The organism is Kitasatospora sp. NPDC018058, from assembly GCF_044327205.1.
In the GTDB taxonomy this organism is placed as follows: domain Bacteria; phylum Actinomycetota; class Actinomycetes; order Streptomycetales; family Streptomycetaceae; genus Kitasatospora.
In genome coordinates, this window is the sequence record NZ_JBIRFA010000019.1 from 113,145 (window position 1) to 132,059 (window position 18,915).

The window sequence follows — 18,915 nt, forward strand, 5'->3', positions numbered from 1 at the left end:
ACGGGCAGCTCTCCCGGGGGAGGCGGGCTCCTCCCAGCGAGGGAGGCGACTCCCCTCCGAGGCGGGAGGCCTGGTCGGCGACCCTGGGAGCAGAATCGGTGCACGCCCGACGCGGCGGTGCCGGGCAGCCGGGGCGCGGCGGTACCGTTCATGCCCATGATCGGTGTCCGACCGCGCCCCTGGAGGCCCGCCTCGATGCCCCTGCACCGCCGCCCGACCGCAGCCGGGCCGACCGAGCGTGGCGTGGGGTTCAACGACCGTACCGGGGAGGGCCGTTGAACCCCGCGCCCGACGACCACCGCCGACCCGACGACCACCGCCCTGCCGACCGGCGCGCCGACTACGGCCGACTCGCCGCCGTCGGCCCGTACTTCGCACTCGGCACCTCCCCGGAGGGAACCCCGCCGCCCGGCTTCCGACCGCTGCCGGAGCTGTACGGCACCGGGACGGACGCGCCGCTCGCCGCCCGGATCCGGGTGGTGGCACAGCGACTGGGCACCGCCGAACCCCGGGTCGCGGCTTCGATCCTGCACCTCGGGCTGGCCGCCCGCTTCTGGTCGGTGGGCCTCGGCTCGGCCGTCCTCCTGGGGGCGGTCCCGACCCTGGAGCACGCCTGGGTGCGGATCCCCGACCAGGGCCCGATCGACCTCTGGACCCCGCCGGAGCCGGAGTCCGAGTCGGAGCCGGCCGCCGTCACCACCGCGAGTCTCGCCGATCAGCTCCATCAGGCCGTCCTGCTGGGCCAGTTGGAACCGCTGGCAGCGGCGGTCCGAGCCGCCGTCCCGCTCTCCGCCCGCCTGCTGCTCGACAACGCCGCCTCCGCCCTCGCCGGAACCCTACGGGTGCTGGACGCCCATGCGCCGGCCGCCGGTCGGGAGTTGGTCGCGGAGCTGCTGGACCGCCCACCGCTCGCCGGATCCGGCACGCTGCGCACCGGCCCGCACGGCACGGCCTTCCGACGCACCAGCTGCTGCCTCTACTACCGGCTCGGGCCAGGCGCCGGACTCTGCGGGGACTGCTGCTTCACCCGACCACCGACCCCCGGGAAGCGAGACCGCTGAGCAAGACCGTTGAGACCTCACACCACTGACATCCGGACAGCATGAACCGCTTCACAGCCCGCGCCCGACGTGTCCAAGGCCAGGCGCGGGCCGCCGGCCCCCACCCGGCGCCGATGCCCCTGGCGCCGGGTGAAGCGACTTCTCGGTCAAGGTGGTGAATGCAACCAATACAGATGGCAAATGCAACCACCTGTGGATGCGGCCTACAACCATCCGACGTCGATCGAAAGCCGGGCCGACCCCGGAACGCTCAGGACGACACGCCGGGCCCGGATCAGCCCAGCTCGAACACCCCGTACGAGAAGCCGTCCGCCCGAAGCTCGCCGTCCGCCACCCGCACGCCCTGCGCCTCCAGCGGCCGCACCACGCGCTCGCCGTCCACCAGCCGCACCGCCCCCGGCTCCCGCCGCGGGTTGACCGCCACCAGGTACCGCCCGGACCGGGTGTACACCAGCGGGTACCCGGCGTTGCGCACCTCCACCCCGCCGGACGCGCCCAGCCCCGGGTGCGCCCGGCGCAGCGCGATCAGCCGCCGGACGGTGTGCAGCAGCGAGGTGGGGTCGGCGCGCTGGGAGAGCACGTCCGGGCGCTGCGGGTCCGGGTCCAGCGGCAGGTAGAACCGCTCGGGCGGCCCGCTGGAGAAACCGGCGGCAGGACCGGGCGTCCACTGCATCGGGGTCCGCGAGCCGGCCCGGTTGTAGCGCGGCCCGAGCACACTGCCCTCGACGTCCGGCAGTCCGGGCAGGTAGCGCATGCCGATCTCGTCGCCGTAGTAGACCGCGGGCAGGGTCGGCCAGGTGAACAGGAAGGCGAAGGCGGGGGCGAGTTGCTCGCCGCCGCGCGGGCCGGTGGCCAGCCGGGAGAAGTCGTGGTTGGCGGTGGGCAGCACGATGTGCCCGTCGCCCTCGGTCAGCTCGGCGGCCGAGCGCCAGGCGTCCAGGAAGGGCTGCGGGGTGCCGCGCCCCTCGGCCTCGAAGTAGCACGGGCCCTGCTGCCAGAACTCCTCCACCGTCCCGGCGTTGTTGTTCCAGAGCGACCGCAGGGGTAGACCGTCGTCGTTCCCGCCGAAGTGCAGGAAGAAGTCCGCGTGGAACCCGGCCGCGACGGCGGCGGCGGGCTCGCCCCACTCGGCGAGCAGCGCGGCCCCCGGGTGGGTGCGGTCGAGCCAGTCGCGCAGCTCGGTCCAGACCTTGGCGGTCTCGACCTTGCCCGGGTCGTCCTTGACCAGCGAGTACGCCATGTCCACCCGGAACCCGGCCACGCCGAGGCCGAGCCAGTGCGCCATGATCCCGCGCAACGCCGCCCGGTTGGCGCGCGGGCCCTCGGCGTCCACCGGCTGGCGCCATGGCTCCGCTGAACTGCTCTGCGCATAGCCGAAGTTGAGCGCCGGCTGACAGTCGAAGAAGTTCGGCCGGTACCAGCCGGGGCGACTGCCGGGCGAGGCGACGAAGCCGTCCACCCGCCGGTCGGACCAGATGTAGCGGTGGTCGGACGGGTCCTCGGCGGCGGCCAGGAACCAGGGGTGGCGGTCGGAGGTGTGCCCGGCGACCAGGTCCAGCAGGATCCGGATGCCCCGACGGCGCGCCGCCTCGACCAGCGCGACCAGGTCCTCGGTGCGGCCGTAACGCGGCGCGGGGGTGAAGTAGTCGGTGACGTCGTAGCCCGCGTCGCGGAACGGCGAGGCGAAGCAGGGGTTCAACCAGACGGTGTTCACGCCGAGCCAGACGAGGTGGTCGAGGTGCTCGGTGATGCCGGCGAAGTCTCCGATGCCGTCACCGTCGGAGTCGGCGAAGGTCTGCGGATAGATCTGGTAGAGGACGGCGTCGGCCAGCCAGTCCGGGCCGGGGCGGGTCGAGGTCATGGGGTGGGTCCTCCTACCGGGTCCGGGGGCCGTACGGGCCGGGGCCGAGGGGTCGGGCTCGCCCGGGCCGAGCCGGGTGCCGACGATTCTCGTCCGATCCCGGCCGCCACGCTACGACGCCGACGCCTCCGTGAAAACCCCGGCCCACCGGGTGATCTCCGCCCAGCACCTCGCCACGACCGCCTCCGGCGGCACCACGTCAGTCCCCGCGCACACCGATCCAGATGATCCGTCACATCCGGCGCGGGGTAGGCCGCCCGGGCCGCCATCACCCGAGCCGCCCGGGCGGCCCACTTGCCACACCCCGACACGAACATTAGGTTAGGCTCACCTAACTATCGGGAGGTCCGTTCATGAGCGATCGCAGCGAGCGAATCCATCAAAGGTGCGCGTGGGCGAACGCCCCTGCCGAGCGGTGGGGGTACCCCCGGCCGGAGGCTGGGGAAGAGGTGGGCGCATGAGCGAGCGCAGCGGCGACGCCGAGGTGCCCGAGCCCACCACCGCCGAACGGGTCCACAGCCTGCTCAGCACGACCTCCTCGCTCACCGTCCGCGCCCTCGGCGAGCACCACGACCTGGACACCCCGGTCTCCGTGCACGGCTCCCGGCTGCGCCTGCGCGCCCCGCTGGACGCCCCGCTCACCGCGGCCGCCGCCGGCGCCACCGAAGGCCTGGCCGTGGTCGTCGACGTCACCGACGTCTCCCCGGTCGCCGTCCGCGACCGGATCCGCGGCCGCCTCACCCTGGCCGGCCGACTGCACCTGGCCCACCTCGCCGACGACGGCCTCAGCGTCCACCTGCGCGTGGACGTCGCCCACGCCGTCCTCGCCACCCCGTACGGCACCGGCGCGCTCACCGCCGACGATCTCGCCCTCGTCGCCCCCGACCCGCTGGCCCGGCACGAGGCCGCGCTGCTCACCCACCTGGCCGACGAGCACGCCGACGCCATCGACCTGCTCACCCGGCTGCTCGACCCGGCCCTGCTCGCCGGGCATCCGGACATCCGCCCGCTCGCCCTGGACCGCTACGGCCTGGTGCTGCGCCTGGACCACCGACACGGTCACCGCGACGTCCGCCTGGTCTTCCCCGAACCCGCCGCCGACACCGAGGACTTCGGCCACCGGATGCACGAGCTGCTGGCCGCCGCCGAACTCGGCCTGCCGGTCCACCGGGGCTGACCGGCCTCCGGCTCAGCGCTCCACGGCCTCCTCCAGCACGATCCGCCCCATCCGCGCGTACCGCTCCGGCCGCCAGCGCCGCATCGCCAGCGCCAGCCCGATCCAGCCCAGGAACACCCCGATCACCAGGTACGGGATCAGCCGGAACAGCAGGGTGCCCGAAGCCGCCCCGGCCGCCGCGTCCTCGTTGACCACCAGCAGCGCCACCACCCCGGCCATCGCCACCCCGCCCACCAACGGCGCGACCAGCGTCCGGCACCAGTGCGCGGTCTCGGGGTGTCTGCCCCGCACATGGAAGTATCCGACCACCGCGAAGGAGCAGAGCGTCTGCACGACGAGGATCGCCATCGTCCCCAACAGCGCCAACAGCGTGTACAGATGAACGTACGGGTCCATCCCCGCCGCCAGGAACGCCAGCACCAGCCCGGCCGCGATCACCGACTGCACCACCGAGGCGACGTACGGCGAGCCGTGCCGCGGGTGGGTGCGGCCGAGCGCCGGGTGCAGGAAGCCCTCCCGCCCGATCGCGTCGAGGCCTCGAAGACGATGTACGCCATGACCGCGAGCAGCCCGGAGGCCATCCCGGCGACCCTGCCCAGCCCGTGCGAGACGTACCCGTAGAACGCCCCGGCCGCCGTGATGTGCCGGGCCATCGCCACGTACCCGACCGAGAACACCGTGAGCACCACGGTCGCCACGATGTACGCGGCGGGCGCGCCGACCCCGTTGCCCTGCCCGATCACGATCGGCAGGTTCCCGGTCATCGCGGTGATCGGTGCGGCGGTGGCGATCGCCATGAACACCACGCCCGTCAGGCCCACCGAGCCCGCCTTCAGCCGGTCGACCCGGCCCGCTCCCCGACCGCATCCCCGCTCCCGACCGCCATCCGGCCTCCTCGTCCGCCCACACCCGTCCGCCCACACCCGTCCGCCCGCCGGAGAAGGGCTGGGCGGTGACTGCCCGACAGCATCGCGCGACCGGGGCCGCACCCGAAAGACGACGAATCTCGCCAAAGGCAGCAGGAGTTGACGCCAGGTTCGACCGCTCGAACACGCCCGGAGCCGGAAACGGCAGCGGCCGGCCCGGCTTCGCGAGGAATCCTCGCGAAGCCGGGCCGGCCTTGGGCGTGTCCCGCGCCCATGTCCACTGATGCGGCGATCACCCGGTCGAGCGGTCACCCGACATGACCATCCCGGGCGGTCGATTCGCCCCGCAACAGCGGTGGTTCCTGAAACCCGCGGTCAGCGCAGGGTCAGAGCGCGACGCCGTGCGCCCGCAGGTAGGCGACCGGGTTGATGTCCGAGCCGTACTCCGGACCGGTACGGATCTCGAAGTGCAGGTGCGGGCCGGTCACGTTGCCGGTGGCGCCGGAGAGGCCGAGCCGCTGGCCGACGGTGACGGTCTGACCGACCTTCACGCCGATCACCGACAGGTGCGCGTACTGCGCGTACTTGCCGTCGGCGAGCTTGATCTCGACCTCGTTGCCGTAGGCGCCGCCGTTGCCGGCCTTCACCACGACACCGTTGGCGACCGCGCGCAGCGGGGTGCCGGTGGAGGCGACGAAGTCCTGGCCGGTGTGGTGGCCGGAGGCCCACATCGAGCCGGCCACGCCGTACGCCTCGCCCAGCACCGGGTTGGCCAGCGGGGCGACGTAGCCGGAGGTGGCGGCGACCGGGGCGGCCGGCTTGGCCGGGGCGACCGGGGCCGGGGCGGCCGGCTTGGCCGGGGCGGCGCTCTGCACCTGGGTCTGGAGCTGGGCGCCCGGCTTGGCGGCCTCGGTCTTGACCTGCAGCTGGGTGTCCGCGGCCGCGGCGGCGCTCTGGGTGACCGGGGCGGCCGGCTTGGCCGGGGCGGCCGGAGCTGCCGGCTTGGCGGCGTCCGCCGCGAGCGAGAGCTGCTGGCCCGGGAAGATCAGGTCCGGGTTGGCGCCGACCACCGAGCGGTTCCGCTCGTACAGCGCGTGCCAGCCGCCCTCGACCTGCTTGGCGTCGGCGATCGTGGTCAGGGTGTCGCCGCTGACGACCCGGTAGCTATCGAACGCGGCGGCCGGAACGGCCGGCTTGGCCTCCGCGGCGGCGGTGTGCTGCGCGACCGAGGCGGCCGGCGCACCCGGGGCGGTGTGCGCCTGGGCGCCCATCGCGGTCACGAGCGGCAGGGCGAAGGAGGCACCGGTGACGGCGATGCCGATGCCGAAGCGGGCGGCGCGGGGCAGGGCGATACGACGGGCCTGAGCAGGCATGGATTTCCTCTCCGACGCCTGCGAGGTGAGCTGTCGGGTTCGGGCTGGAGTTGCCCGGCCGCATGCGCGGCTTCACCCCAAGCCGGTCCTGGACGTTCGCGCTGAGAAGCGCGAACTCCGGACCGGCGACTTACCTGTGGGTCCCCCGCTCCTGCCGTACAGAGCTCAGTTCGAACCATCGGGCAGCGGCAGGACTCGGCGTTCCACCCGGTGGATCCACCCGGGCTGGCCGGGCGGTCGCTGAACTAAAACCCATCCGTTCGGGTGAAGCAATGTCGATCTCTTGAACCGGCGACATCCCCCCGGAGGGTGGTGACCCTCCGCATGACCCGCCGCACGGTGCGTACACAATCCATTCACCGAGCGCCACTGATCCACGACCCTGTGCCGATCTCCACGCCCCAGCGCGACCGTGCGCTCACGCACCGCTCGCCACGGACGCGCCACGCGGTGACCCTTGTCACGTACGCCCCGCCGGGAGCAGGATCGGGCCGTGGCCACCTCAACAGCCGGCACCTTGCGCCTGGGCACCGCGCAGGGTCGCTGGGTACTCCTGGCAACCGTGCTCGGCTCCAGCATGGCGATGCTCGACGGCACCGTGGTGAACGTCGCCCTGCCCCGGATCGGCGCCGACCTCGGCGCCTCCCTGGCGTCCCTGCAATGGACGCTGAACGCCTATCTGCTCACCCTGGCGGGCCTGATCCTGCTCGGTGGCGCGCTCGGCGACCGGTACGGAAGGCGCCGGGTCTTCCTGATCGGCGTGGTCTGGTTCGCCGCCGCCTCCGCGGCCTGCGCCGCCGCCCCGAACATCGAAGTGCTGATCGTGGCCCGCGCCGTCCAGGGCATCGGCGGGGCACTGCTCACCCCCGGCTCGCTCGCCATGCTCCAGGCGGTCTTCCATCCTGACGACCGCTCGGCGGCGGTGGGCCTGTGGTCCGGCCTCGGCGGGGTCTCCGCCGCCGTCGGCCCGTTCCTCGGCGGCTGGCTGGTGGACGGCCCCGGCTGGCGCTGGATCTTCCTGCTGAACCTGCCGCTGGCCGCCGCCGTGGTCGCCGTGACCTCCCGGTACGTCCCGGAGAGCCGCGACGAGTCCGCCTCCGGCCGCTTCGACGTGCCCGGCGCACTGCTCGCCGCGCTCACCCTCGGCGCGATCACCTACGCGCTCACCGCCGCCGGGGAGGGTCTGTCCCCCGCCGTCTGGCTCACCGGCGCGATCGGCCTGCTGCTCGGCGCCGCCTTCGTCGCCGTCGAGCGCCGCACGCCCGAACCGATGCTGCCGCTCGGGCTGTTCTCCTCCCGGCTGTTCACCGCCGTGAACCTGGTCACCCTCTGCGTCTACGCGGCCTTCAGCGGGGTGTTCTTCCTGCTGGTGGTGCAGCTGCAGATCGTCTCCGGCTTCTCCCCGCTGGCCTCGGGCTTCGCCCTGGTGCCGATCACCGTGCTGATGCTGACGTTCTCGGCGCGCGCCGGGCGCCTCGGCAAGCGGATCGGCCCCCGTATCCCGCTCACGGTCGGCCCGCTGCTGTGCGCCACCGGGGTGCTGCTGATGCTGCGCATCGGCCCCGGCTCCTCCTACGGGGCGGACGTGCTGCCCGCCGTCGCCGTGATGGGCAGCGGGATGACCCTGCTGGTCGCGCCGCTGACCGCGACGGTTCTGGCCGCCGTCGAGGTACGGCACGCGGGCATCGCCAGCGGCGTCAACAACGCCGCCGCCCGCGCGGCCGGCCTGCTCGCGGTGGCCGCCCTCCCGGCGCTGGCCGGGCTGAGCGGCGACGCCTACCGGGTGCCGTCCTCGGTGGACTCCGCCTTCCACACCGCGATGCTGATCTGCGCGGGTCTGCTGGCCGCCGGCGGGCTGATCGCCTTCGCCACCGTCCGGGGCAATGTGCTCGCCCCCGAGGAGCACCCGGTGGCCGAGCCGAACTGCGACTGGCCCTGCGCCACCACCACCCCGCCGCTCGACCCCGGACACGCCCGGACGCACGAGGGCCCCGCCACCGGAACGGCGGCAGGGCCCTCGGAGAGTTGACCGATCGTCAGGGAATGCCGCTCTCCTAGAGGATGTCGGCCGGCGCGTACTTGGCCGCCTCCGGGTAGGCCGCCGCGACGGTCTCCACCTGGCGGACCACCTCGGCGACCTGCGCCCCGGCCGCACCGGTGAACGACAGCCTGTCGGCCAGCAGCGCGTCCAGCGCGGCCCGGTCCAGCGGGATCCGCTCGTCGGCGGCCAGCCGGTCCAGCAGCTCGTTCTCGCGGGCGCCCGCGCGCATCGCCAGCGCGGAGGCGACGGCGTGCTCCTTGATGACCTCGTGCCCGGTCTCCCGGCCGACGCCCGCGCGCACCGCGCCCATCAGCACCTTGGTGGTGGCCAGGAACGGCAGGTAGCGGTCCAGCTCGGCCTCGATCACGGCCGGGAAGGCGCCGAACTCGTCCAGGACGGTCAGGAAGGTCTCCAGCAGGCCGTCGAAGGCGAAGAAGGCGTCCGGCAGCGCGACCCGGCGCACCACCGAGCAGGAGACGTCGCCCTCGTTCCACTGGTCGCCGGCCAGCTCACCGGTCATCGAGGCGTAGCCGCGCAGGATCACGGCCAGGCCGTTGACGCGCTCGCAGGAGCGGGTGTTCATCTTGTGCGGCATCGCGGAGGAGCCGACCTGGCCCTCCTTGAAGCCCTCCGTCACCAGCTCGTGACCGGCCATCAGGCGGATGGTCTTGGCCAGGCTGGACGGCGCGGCGGCCAGCTGGACGAGGGCGGTGAGCACCTCGAAGTCCAGCGAGCGCGGGTAGACCTGGCCGACGCTGGTCAGCACGTTGTCGAAGCCGAGGTGGCCGGCGACCCGGCGCTCCAGCTCGGCCAGCTTCTGGGTGTCGCCACCGAGCAGGTCCAGCATGTCCTGGGCGGTGCCGACCGGGCCCTTGATCCCGCGCAGCGGGTAGCGGGCGATCAGCTCCTCCAGACGGCGGAAGGCGACCAGCAGCTCGTCGGCGATCGACGCGAAGCGCTTGCCCAGCGTGGTGGCCTGCGCGGCCACGTTGTGCGAGCGGCCGGCCATGACCAGCTCGGAGTGCTGGGCGGCGAGCCGGGCCAGGCGCACCAGGACGGCCACCGTGCGGTCGCGCACGTGCTCCAGGGACTGGCGGATCTGCAGCTGCTCGACGTTCTCGGTCAGATCCCGGGAGGTCATGCCCTTGTGGATCTGCTCGTGGCCGGCGAGGTCGCTGAACTCCTCGATCCGGGCCTTCACATCGTGGCGGGTGATCCGCTCACGGGCGGCGATCGAGCCGAGGTCGACCTGGTCGATCACCCGCTCGTAGTCGGCGACGGCGTTGGCCGGCACCTCGACACCGAGGTCCTGCTGGGCCTTCAGGACGGCGAGCCACAGGTGGCGCTCAAGGACCACCTTGTGCTCGGGGGACCACAGCTGGGCCAGGGTCGCCGAGGCGTACCGGGAGGCCAGGACATTGGGGATCTGGGGCTTCGCGCTCACGCTTCGCAAGCCTAACAGCCGAGGTCACGCCGGACGTCGGCGGATGGGGTAGGCTGCGCCGATTGAACGCCCGTCAGGTGACACCAAATAAACTTCTCGCGGCAAGGATACCACAGCAATGAACGGAACGCCAGCGAGTACATGGAGCTCCAGCGGCGCCCTTGCCGAGGCGCTGCGCACCGAACAGGTCCACCTCGACCGGCTCTACGCCCGCCTGGACACCGTCCGGGAGCAGGCCCGCCGCACCCGGGACGGCGCCCGCGACGGCGCGGGCGCCGGCGGCACCCACCAGGCCCGGCTGGAACGTGAGGTGCGCGCCCGCGAGGCCGCCCGGCGCGCCGCCCGACTCGACGCCGTGGAGCGCGGCCTCTGCTTCGGCCGGCTCGACCAGCGCGACGGCACCGTCCACTACATCGGCCGCGTCGGCCTGGTCGACGAGCGCTACGAGCCGCTGCTGCTCGACTGGCGCGCCCCCGCCGCCCGGCCGTTCTACACCGCCACCCCCGCCAACCCGGGTGCCGTGCTGCGCCGCCGCCATCTGCACACCGCGGGCCGCACCCTCACCGGGCTGGACGACGAGGCGCTCGACCTCGCCGCACTGGACGAGTCCGGCCGGCGCACCCTGGTCGGCGAGGCCGCCCTGCTCGCCGCCCTCGCCCGCGAGCACACCGGCCGGATGGGCGCCGCCGTCGCCACCATCCAGGCCGAGCAGGACCGGGTGATCCGCTCCCCGCTGCCCGGCGCCCTGGTCGTCCAGGGCGGCCCCGGCACCGGCAAGACGCTCGCCGCACTGCACCGCGCCGCCTACCTGCTGTTCACCCACCGGGCCGCACTGGAGCGCCGGGGCGTGCTGGTCATCGGCCCCAACCCGGGCTTCCTCCGGTACATCGAGGAGGTACTGCCCGCCCTGGGCGAGACCGAGGTGGTGCTGCGCACGGTCGGCGATCTGTTCCCCGACGTCACCACGGCCCTCGGCGACACCCCCGCCGCCGCCTTCGCCAAGGGCGGACCCTGGATGACCGAGGTGCTCCGCCGTGCCGTCGCCGCCCACCAGTCGGCCCCCGCCGAAGGCCTCGACCTGGGCGAGGGGTTGCGGGTCTCCGCCCGCGCCTGCGCCGAGGCCCGGGACGCCGCGCGCGGCCTGCGGGTACCGCACAACCGGGCCCGGGCGTTCTACCTGCGCACCCTGCTGGACGCCCTCGCCATCGCCCAGGCGCTCGCCCTCGGCCGCCCGTACGACGAGGAGGAGGCGCACTATGCCCCGCGCGAGCTGTGGGCCCGCGAGGACGTCCACGCCGCGCTCGACCCGCTCTGGCCGGCCCTCACCCCCCAGCAGCTGCTCCAACGACTGCTCACCGACCGGGAGTTGCTCGCCGAGGTCGCCCCCGAGCACGCCGACGCCCTGCTCCGCCCGGCCGACTCCCCCTGGACGGTCGAGGATGTCCCGCTGTTGGACGAGGCCGCCGAACTGCTCGGCGGACCCCACTCGGCCACCGAGCCCGATTCCGACCACGACCCGGATGAACTCGACTTCGCCCAGGGCGTGTTGACCATCACCGGGCAGACCGACGACGCCCTGCTCGACGCCGCCGCACTGGCCGAACGCTTCCAGGACGACGGCCCGTACCGCTCCACCGCCGAACGAGCCGGCGCCGACCGCACCTGGGCCTACGGCCACGTCGTGGTGGACGAGGCGCAGGAGCTCTCCGCGATGGCCTGGCGCACCGTGCTGCGCCGCATCCCGACCAACTCGCTCACCGTCGTCGGCGACCTCGCCCAGACCGGGTCCCCCGCCGGTGCCCGCAGTTGGGCCGAGATGCTCGACCCTCACCTGCCCGGCCGCTGGCGCGAGGAGCGGCTCACCGTCAACTACCGTACGCCGGAGCCGATCATGGCCCTCGCCGCCGCCGTACTGCGCACCGCCGCACCCGACCAGCAGCCGCCCGAGTCCGTCCGCCCGGGCACCGAACGGCCGCGCGCCGTCCTCATCCAAGACCGCGACTTCGCCGCCGCGCTGGCCGAACTGCCCATGCCGGGCGGCACCTTGGGCGTCATCGCGCCGGATGCGCTGGCACCGGCGCTGGGCGCGCTGACGGTCACGGCGGCCAAGGGCCTGGAGTTCGACCACGTCGTGGTGGTCGAGCCCGCGGACCTCAGCCCGCGGGAGCGCTACGTCGCGCTCACCCGTGCCACCCGCACGCTCACCCTGCTGCACCACCGACCGCTGCCGCCGGAGCTGGCCGAGGCGCTGTCACCCGAGACGCCCTGAGCGGCGCCGGGCGGGCGGCCCGCTACTGCTGCACGCCGCCCGTCCGGCCGGCCAGCACCGGCAGGACCTGCGCACAGATCGAGTGGAGGGCGACCCGCTGCTCGTCGGTCATCGCCTCGAAGGCCTGGTGGGTGCGGCTCATCTCGCCCCGGATACGGTTCAGGATCTCCCGACCCTCGTCCGTGATCACCACGATCTTCACCCGGCGGTCACCGGCCGCCGCCTCACGGTTGGCCAGACCCAGCGACTCCAGCCGGTCCACTATCCCGGTCACGTTCGACGCGTCGCAGCCCAGCCGCCCGGCCAGCGCCCGCATCGGCACCGGTTCCTGGACCGCGCCCAGCGCCTTCGCCTGCGAGGAGGAGAGCCCGTGCCGGGCCGCGGCCGCCGCGAAGTCCTGGAAATACGCGGCGCCGACGGCGGCCAACGCCTCCATCAGCTCGGCGTTGGTCGGTACGGTCGTCGTCGAGGTCGAACCCATGGGGCCAGCGTACGACCGAGTGCTTCAGTAACTCAAGCTTTGACCACGGCAACCGTCGGCGAGCCGCCTCACAGTACCGCCATCCGCAGCAGGATCAGAGCACCAGCTGGTCGAACAGCCGCCGCAGCTCCGTCTCCGGGTCCGCGGTCAGTCCGGTGTGCACCGGCCCCGGTTGGACGATCGCACTGCGCGGCGCGGTCAGCCAGCGGAACCGCTGCCCGGGGCTGTCCGAGGCCGCCGGACCGGCCTGCGGCCCGCCCAGGCAGACCGCCTCGATCCCCTGCAGCGCCCGCCGCACCCCCTGCACGTCCGCCACCGGGTCCAGCGCCAGCAGCCGGGCCTGGTCCAGGTGCGTCCGCGCCGCCAGGTGCGCGCTCTGCCGGCAGTACAGCAGCACCCCGACGTTGACGCACTCGCCCCGCTCGACCCGCGGCACCGCGCGGATCACGGCGTACTCGTAGTCGTACAGCTCGACGACGGCCGGCAGCGCGGCCGACAGCGGCTCGGTCATGCGGGCACCTCCGGCAGCCAGTCGCGCGGACCGGCCAGTCGCTCGGTCAGCTGGGCACGGTAGGCGGCGCGGACCTCCTCGGGCGAGTCGAAGCCGAACTCGTCCAGCAGCCAGACCTCGGGGATCTGCGCCACGGCCGCCTCGATCGCCGCCTCCGCGAGCGGCGCCAGCACCTTGTCCGCCGCCGCCAGGTCCGGCCGGGCGCGCAGCAGCGCGTGGTCGGAGGCGTCGTACGGGCGGCGCGCCCAGGCGCCGGCGCCCGCCCAGTTGTGGTGGAAGATCAGGCTCGCGCCGTGGTCGATCAGCCGCAACCCACCGATCGCCACCAGCAGGTTGGGGTTGCGCCAGGAGCGGTCGACATTGCCGATCAGCGCGTCGAACCAGAGCACCTGACCGGCGAGTTCGGGGTCCACGTCGAAGCAGAGCGGATCGAAGTTGAGCGCGCCGCTGACGAAGGCCATCCCCAGGTTGGTGCCGCCACTGGCCCGCATCTGGTCCTGGATCTGGTGGTCCGGCTCGCTGCGCGCGAGCACCGGGTCCAGGTCGACGGTCACCAGCTCCGGCACCGGCAGCCCGAGCCGCCGGCCCAACTCCCCGGCCAGCACCTCCGCCACCAAGGCCTTGCGGCCCTGCGCCGCGCCGACCCATTTCAGCGCGTACAGCCGCCGGTCGTCGGCCTCGACCAGGCCCGGCATCGAGCCGCCTTCTCGCAGTGGCGTCACATACCGGACCGCCGTCACCTCGGGGAGCACGCTCGACAGCTTATCGGTGCCCACGCCCCTCCTCACGACCCGAGCCGCTCCCCGCTCACTCAGCCGCCCGCCCCCGGTGGCAGCCTCCGCTGCTCCGTGCGAGTGTGGCGGACAGCAATGGGGCCCCTCACGGTACGACCAGTACGACAAAGGGATGAGCGATGGAACGACCTCGGATCCTGATCGTGGGCGGTGGCTTCGCCGGCCTGGAGTGCGCCCGCCGCCTCGAACGCAAGCTCTCGCCCTCGGAGGCCGAGATCACGCTGGTCACACCGTTCAGCTACCAGCTGTACCTCCCCCTCCTCCCCCACGTCGCCGCCGGCGTCCTCACCCCGCAGTCCGTGGCCGTCTCCCTGCGCCGGTCCCTGCGCCGCACCCACATCGTCCCCGGCGGTGCCATCGGGGTGGACCCGGCCTCCAAGGTCTGCGTCGTCCGCAAGATCACCGACGAGGTGGTCGCGCGGAAGTACGACATCCTGGTGCTCGCCCCCGGCAGTATCACCCGCACCTTCGACATCCCGGGCCTGACCGACTACGCCCGCGGGATGAAGACGCTCGCCGAGGCGACCTATGTCCGTGACCACGTGATCGCCCAACTCGACCTGGCCTCGGCCACCTTGGACCAGCGGGAGCGTGAGTCCCGGCTGCAGTTCGTGGTGGTCGGCGGCGGCTACGCGGGCACCGAGACGGCCGCCTGCCTGCAGCGCCTCACCACCGCCGCCGCCCGCCGCTACCCGCGGCTGGACGCCCGGCAGATCAAGTGGCACCTGATCGACATCGCCCCCAAGCTCATGCCCGAGCTCGGCGACGTGCTCGGCACCGCCGCCCTGGAGGTGCTGCGCAACCGCGGCATCGAGGTGTCACTTGGCGTCTCGGTGGCCGAAGTCGGCGCCGAGTCGGTCAAGTTCACCGACGGCCGGGCGCTCCCCTGCCGCACCCTGATCTGGACCGCCGGCGTGGCGGCGAGTCCGCTGATCGGCACCCTGGACGCGGAGACGGTCCGCGGCCGGCTCGCCGTGACGGCGGAGATGCGGGTGCCGCAGTTCGAGGGCGTGTTCGCGCTGGGCGACGCGGCCGCCGTCCCGGACCTCGCCAAGGGCGACGGCGCGGTCTGCCCGCCCACCGCCCAGCACTCCGCCCGGCAGGGCCGCGCGGCGGCCGACAACGTGATCGCCTCGCTCCGCAACCAGCCGCTGGAGCCGTACTACCACAAGGACCTGGGCCTGGTGGTCGACCTCGGCGGCAAGGACGCGGTCTCCAAGCCGGTCGGCGTCGAACTGCACGGCATCCCGGCCCAGTTGGTGGCCCGCGGCTACCACCTGATGGCGATGCGCACCAACGCCGCCAAGTTCCGGGTGAGTGCGAACTGGCTGCTCAACGCGACCGCCGGGGACGACTTCGTCCGCACCGGATTCCTGGCCCGCCAGCCCGCCCGACTGCAGGACTTCGAGTACACCGACGCCTATCTGACGAAGGATCAGGTCAGGGCCCACGCCCAGTCCCTGCTCGCCAAGGGCTGACCACGGCGGCACACCTCGGCGCCCCGCTGCGGAGAGCACCGCAGCGGGGCGCCGAATCACGCGGTCAGCGCGCGGCCAGGTACATCCCGCTCGCGTCCTGCCCGGCCGTGTTGCGGCAGGCGTAGTCACCGCTGGTCCGCCCCCACAGCAGGGTCAGGCAGCGCCCGAGCGCCAACTGCCCGTAGTAGTTGGGGTGCATCGACTCCTGCAGTGCGCCCTGGGTGGTGTTGAGTCCACCATCCAGGAACCGCGCCCACTCGCCGCTGGTCGCGGACGGGCCGCTGGTCGCGGTCGGCTGCCGGGTGGCCGTCGAGCAGACCTCGCGGCCCTGCAGCATGTCGGACAGGTCCAGGAACTGCGCGCCCTTGGACGCCGCGACTCCGGCCAGAGCCTTGGAGATCTCGGGCACCATCGTGTCGCGGGCCCAGTCGGCGTCCGCGTTCCAGAACGGGCAGCCACCGGTGTTCGACCGGGTCCAGCCGCTCTCCGGGTAGCGCATCTCGGCACTGCGCGGGATCGGCGACGGATAGGACTGCAGCACCAGCCGGTAGTCCGACTGCGCGTAGCCCGCGTCGGACATCACCGCGCGGATCTCGTCGATCGCCTTGCCGACCCCGGCCATCGCGGTCGGCATCTGCGCGTCGATCTGGGACTGCGCCGAGTCGTGGCAGTACGAGTACCAGAACAGGTAGTCCTGTACGCAGTCGGAGATGATCCCGGAGAAGCCGAGGTCGTTGCCGCCGATCGACAGCGTGATCAGCTTGACGTTGTTCTGCTGTGCCACGGTGGCGAGCTGGTCGGCCTGCGGGGCCTCGCCCTTGAGTGACTGGCCGCCGTTGGAGGCGCGGAAGATGTTCGCGGTGACGGCCCCGGAACAGGCCAGGTTGATCTGGTTCTGCGCCACGGTGGGGGCGCCGAGCACCTCCGCGACATCGGAGCGGTCGCAGCCGCTCACCGCTGTGGCGCCGTAGACGACCGACGGATCGGCCGAACTGCCGTTCCAGGCCCGGTCGGTGCCGTTGTGACCGCCGCTGGTGCCGGCGGCGTTACCCATCCAGCGCCCGGCCTCGCCGGAGATGTAGCTGTCTCCGAGGGTGACGCTCGCGGTGGGGCCGGCCGGGGCGGCGGCCGAGGCGGGCGCGGCGACGGCCAGTCCGGCCACGGTCAGCGGCAGGGCGAAGGCCGCGGCAAGCAGCCGACGGCCGAGTCGAGGGGCGCTGCGGGTGATGCTCGAACGGTTTTCGGGCACGGCGGAACTCCTGCGGCTCGGTCTCCCCGCGGTGTGGGGACGGGAAGACGCATAGGTGGGGGTGGGCCGCCGGCCGGTGGCGCGATGAAGATGACATGGCCTCGCCCGCCACCGCTAGGCGTCTGCGCCAGGTTTCCGCATTTGTTACCGACGGGTTCAGACCAGCCCGCACCCGCGGTTCACCGCGCCACCGGACTCCGCTCGCGATCCACCCCGTCCCCGTCAACCCCGGCCGCCCCGCTCACACCAGCCGAGAACCGACCCCGCCCGACCCCAGCACCTCCGCCAGGTCCTCGGCCAACCGCCGCGCGTCGGTCGCCTCCAGCCGGGCCGTGGTGAACCGCAGCCCGGGCGGCGACTGGATCCGGTACCGCGCCCCGGGTGCCGCGACCCAACCGCGCTGCACCAGCGCCGCCAGCGCCGAGGTCTCGTCCGGTACCGGCACCCAGACGTTCAGCCCGCTCTCCCCGTGGGCCGCGATCCCGCGCGCCGCCAGTTCGCCCAGCAGCGCGTCCCGCCGCGCCCGGTACGTGGCGGCCACCCGCGCGACCGGAGCCGCGTCGGTGCGCCACAGCTCGGCGACGGCGCGCTGCAGCAGGTGGCTGACCCACCCGGCGCCCAGCCTCAGCCGTCCGGCCACCCGTCCGATCGTCTCCTCGTCGCCGACCGCCACCGACACCCGCAGGTCCGGCCCGTACGCCTTGGCCGCCGAGCGCACCACCACCCAGTGCCGCGAGCCGGCGCCGACCAGCGGGTGGTAGGGCTGGTCGACCATGCCGTGCCCGTGGTCGTCCTCGATCAGCAACACCCCGGGGTGACCGGCCAGGACGGCTCGCAGCTCCTCGGCCCGCCGCGCGGTGAGCGCCGCGCCGGTCGGGTTCTGCGCCCGGCTGGTCACCACCACCGCGCGGGCCCCCTCGGCGAGCGCCGCGGCCAGCGAGTCCGGCAGCGGCCCCTCGTCGTCCAACCGCACCGGCGCGGGCCGCAGCCCCATCGCGGGCAGCAGGTCGAGCAGGCTGCCCCAGCCCGGGTCCTCGACCGCCACCGCGTCGCCGGGGCGCAGGTGGGCGCCGAGGGTGCGCTCGATGGTGTCCAGCGAGCCGGAGGCGACCACGATCGGGCCGCCGGGCAGCCCGTCGGCCTCGAAGGAGGTACGGGCGAGCGCGAGCAGTCCGGCGTCGATGTTCGGATGCCCGTAGAGCACGGGCTCGGCCCTGGCCGCCTCGGCGGCGGCCGCGAGGGCCTGGGCGAGGTCGGGCAACAGGGCCGGATCGGGGTTGCCGGCGGACAGGTCGCGGGCGTGCGGCGGCACCGGGATGCGGATCTGGTCGCGGGGGGTGAGTGCGGGCCGGGGCAGGATCCGGCTGCCCTTGCGGCCGCCCGTCTCGATCACGCCCCGGTCGCGCAGCAGTCGGTAGGCGGCGGCCACGGTGTTGGGGTTGACGCCGAGTTCGGCGGCGAGGTCGCGCAGCGGGGGCAGCGCGGTTCCGGGTGCGAGCCGCCCGCTGCTCACGCCCTGTTCGATGTGGGCCGCGATTTCGCTGGCGCGTCGCCCTTTCAGCGGATAGTCTCCTAGCACAAAGAAGATTATGCACTAGTACATAGAGGTTGTCATGCCGGACACGCCGACACCCAGCGCCACCACGCCGACCAGCGACGCCGTCTACTCCCGCACCCCCCGCACCACCCCCACCCGGTACAAGGACCGGGCCACCTGGGAGCAGGAGGCGATCCACGCCATCCTCGACAGTGCCTACATCTGCCACCTCGGATTCATCGCCGACGGCGCGCCGGTCGTACTGCCGACGATCTTCGCCCGGGTCGGCAGCCGGCTCTACGTCCACGGCTCCACCGGCAGCCGTCCGCTGCGCGGCGCCTCCGGCGAGCAGGGCATGCCGGTCTGCGTCACCGTGACCCAGGTCGACGCCCTGGTGCTGACCAAGTCCGCGTTCAACCACTCGGTGAACTTCCGCTCGGTGGTCGCCCACGGCACCGCCTACCAGGTCACCGACCCCGAGGAGCTGGACATCGCACTGGCCGCCCTGGTCGACCATGCGATCCCCGGCCGCTCCGGCGAGGTCCGCCCGGCCAACGCCAAGGAGCTCGCCGCCACCGCCGTGATCCGGCTGGAGCTGGACGAGGTCTCGGCCAAGACCCGTGGGGACGGCGCCGACGACGACCCCTCGGACGCCGACCTGCCGTACTGGTCCGGCCTGATCCCGGTCACCACCGTGCACGGCACCCCCGTCCCGCACGACGAGTCCGTTCCACTGCCCGCGCACCTGCGCGGCTACCCCCGCTGAGGAGAGG

14 protein-coding genes, 1 pseudogene and 1 riboswitch are annotated in these 18,915 nt (G+C 73.5%); of the genes and pseudogenes, 6 read left to right on the plus strand and 9 right to left on the minus strand.

Annotation, left to right across the window (positions count from 1 at the left end; genetic code table 11):
• Positions 1–275 precede the first annotated feature (275 nt).
• On the plus strand, positions 276–1,061 hold the full coding sequence (locus ACH4E7_RS26420) for a (2Fe-2S)-binding protein (protein WP_396251528.1): 786 nt from the start codon (positions 276–278) through the stop codon (positions 1,059–1,061).
• Between the two features lie 274 nt (positions 1,062–1,335).
• Here ACH4E7_RS26420 and ACH4E7_RS26425 read toward each other — a convergent pair whose 3' ends face one another.
• On the minus strand, positions 1,336–2,922 hold the full coding sequence (locus ACH4E7_RS26425) for an alpha-amylase family glycosyl hydrolase (RefSeq protein ID WP_396251529.1): 1,587 nt from the start codon (positions 2,920–2,922) through the stop codon (positions 1,336–1,338).
• A gap of 457 nt (positions 2,923–3,379) precedes the next feature.
• Between ACH4E7_RS26425 and ACH4E7_RS26430 the strand changes: the two genes are divergently transcribed.
• A complete protein-coding gene (locus ACH4E7_RS26430; protein ID WP_396251530.1) occupies positions 3,380–4,099 on the plus strand; it encodes a DUF2470 domain-containing protein in 720 nt (239 codons plus the stop codon).
• Between the two features lie 12 nt (positions 4,100–4,111).
• Here the strand turns inward: ACH4E7_RS26430 and ACH4E7_RS26435 are convergent.
• Together ACH4E7_RS26435 and ACH4E7_RS26440 are read right to left on the minus strand one after the other, a co-directional pair.
• A pseudogene (locus tag ACH4E7_RS26435) lies at positions 4,112–4,896 on the minus strand (hypothetical protein).
• A 455-nt stretch (positions 4,897–5,351) separates the two neighbouring features.
• On the minus strand, positions 5,352–6,338 hold the full coding sequence (locus ACH4E7_RS26440; protein ID WP_396251531.1) for a peptidoglycan DD-metalloendopeptidase family protein: 987 nt from the start codon (positions 6,336–6,338) through the stop codon (positions 5,352–5,354).
• A 2-nt stretch (positions 6,339–6,340) separates the two neighbouring features.
• A riboswitch (cyclic di-AMP (ydaO/yuaA leader) is annotated at positions 6,341–6,519 on the minus strand.
• 312 nt (positions 6,520–6,831) lie between these two features.
• Between ACH4E7_RS26440 and ACH4E7_RS26445 the strand changes: the two genes are divergently transcribed.
• Positions 6,832–8,367, plus strand: a complete 1,536-nt coding sequence (locus ACH4E7_RS26445) for an MFS transporter (protein ID WP_396251532.1) — start codon at positions 6,832–6,834, stop codon at positions 8,365–8,367.
• A gap of 25 nt (positions 8,368–8,392) precedes the next feature.
• On the opposite strand, the gene purB is transcribed toward ACH4E7_RS26445, so the two are convergent.
• A complete protein-coding gene (gene purB, locus ACH4E7_RS26450; RefSeq protein ID WP_396251533.1) occupies positions 8,393–9,832 on the minus strand; it encodes an adenylosuccinate lyase in 1,440 nt (479 codons plus the stop codon).
• Positions 9,833–9,941: 109 nt separating this feature from the next.
• Between purB and ACH4E7_RS26455 the strand changes: the two genes are divergently transcribed.
• Complete coding sequence (locus ACH4E7_RS26455; RefSeq protein WP_396251534.1) at positions 9,942–12,092, plus strand: HelD family protein; 2,151 nt, start codon at positions 9,942–9,944, stop codon at positions 12,090–12,092.
• Positions 12,093–12,114: 22 nt separating this feature from the next.
• Here ACH4E7_RS26455 and ACH4E7_RS26460 read toward each other — a convergent pair whose 3' ends face one another.
• The 3 genes from ACH4E7_RS26460 to ACH4E7_RS26470 form a co-directional block, all read right to left on the minus strand.
• Positions 12,115–12,573 carry a MarR family transcriptional regulator gene (locus tag ACH4E7_RS26460; RefSeq protein WP_355675195.1) on the minus strand — a complete coding sequence of 153 codons (459 nt, stop codon included), beginning with the start codon at positions 12,571–12,573 and terminating at the stop codon, positions 12,115–12,117.
• A 94-nt stretch (positions 12,574–12,667) separates the two neighbouring features.
• Positions 12,668–13,084, minus strand: coding sequence for a DUF3037 domain-containing protein (locus ACH4E7_RS26465; protein ID WP_396251535.1), 417 nt, complete (start codon positions 13,082–13,084; stop codon positions 12,668–12,670).
• Positions 13,081–13,836, minus strand: a complete 756-nt coding sequence (locus ACH4E7_RS26470; RefSeq protein WP_396251561.1) for a HipA family kinase — start codon at positions 13,834–13,836, stop codon at positions 13,081–13,083. Before ACH4E7_RS26470 ends, ACH4E7_RS26465 begins: the two co-directional genes overlap by 4 nt.
• 161 nt (positions 13,837–13,997) lie before the next feature.
• On the opposite strand from ACH4E7_RS26470, the gene ACH4E7_RS26475 reads away from it, so the two are divergent.
• Positions 13,998–15,356 (plus strand): NAD(P)/FAD-dependent oxidoreductase, encoded by a 1,359-nt coding sequence (locus ACH4E7_RS26475; protein WP_396251536.1) that lies wholly within the window; start codon positions 13,998–14,000, stop codon positions 15,354–15,356.
• A gap of 64 nt (positions 15,357–15,420) precedes the next feature.
• Here ACH4E7_RS26475 and ACH4E7_RS26480 read toward each other — a convergent pair whose 3' ends face one another.
• Together ACH4E7_RS26480 and ACH4E7_RS26485 are read right to left on the minus strand one after the other, a co-directional pair.
• Complete coding sequence (locus ACH4E7_RS26480; protein ID WP_396251537.1) at positions 15,421–16,605, minus strand: GDSL-type esterase/lipase family protein; 1,185 nt, start codon at positions 16,603–16,605, stop codon at positions 15,421–15,423.
• A gap of 241 nt (positions 16,606–16,846) precedes the next feature.
• Positions 16,847–18,184: an aminotransferase class I/II-fold pyridoxal phosphate-dependent enzyme gene (locus tag ACH4E7_RS26485; RefSeq protein ID WP_396251538.1), complete on the minus strand. Its 1,338-nt coding sequence runs from the start codon at positions 18,182–18,184 to the stop codon at positions 16,847–16,849.
• 34 nt (positions 18,185–18,218) lie between these two features.
• Here ACH4E7_RS26485 and ACH4E7_RS26490 point away from each other — a divergent pair, with 34 nt between their 5' ends.
• A complete protein-coding gene (locus ACH4E7_RS26490) occupies positions 18,219–18,908 on the plus strand; it encodes a pyridoxamine 5'-phosphate oxidase family protein (protein WP_396251539.1) in 690 nt (229 codons plus the stop codon).
• Positions 18,909–18,915 lie beyond the last annotated feature (7 nt).

Bases quoted from the DNA above. Each gene is read 5' to 3' on its own strand.
- ACH4E7_RS26425 (WP_396251529.1), bottom strand. From the start codon at position 2,922: ATGACCTCGACCCGCCCCGGCCCGGACTGGCTGGCCGACGCCGTCCTC.
- ACH4E7_RS26430 (WP_396251530.1), top strand. From the start codon at position 3,380: ATGAGCGAGCGCAGCGGCGACGCCGAGGTGCCCGAGCCCACCACCGCC.
- ACH4E7_RS26440 (WP_396251531.1), bottom strand. From the start codon at position 6,338: ATGCCTGCTCAGGCCCGTCGTATCGCCCTGCCCCGCGCCGCCCGCTTC.
- ACH4E7_RS26455 (WP_396251534.1), top strand. From the start codon at position 9,942: ATGAACGGAACGCCAGCGAGTACATGGAGCTCCAGCGGCGCCCTTGCC.
- ACH4E7_RS26460 (WP_355675195.1), bottom strand. From the start codon at position 12,573: ATGGGTTCGACCTCGACGACGACCGTACCGACCAACGCCGAGCTGATG.
- ACH4E7_RS26465 (WP_396251535.1), bottom strand. From the start codon at position 13,084: ATGACCGAGCCGCTGTCGGCCGCGCTGCCGGCCGTCGTCGAGCTGTAC.
- ACH4E7_RS26475 (WP_396251536.1), top strand. From the start codon at position 13,998: ATGGAACGACCTCGGATCCTGATCGTGGGCGGTGGCTTCGCCGGCCTG.
- ACH4E7_RS26490 (WP_396251539.1), top strand. From the start codon at position 18,219: ATGCCGGACACGCCGACACCCAGCGCCACCACGCCGACCAGCGACGCC.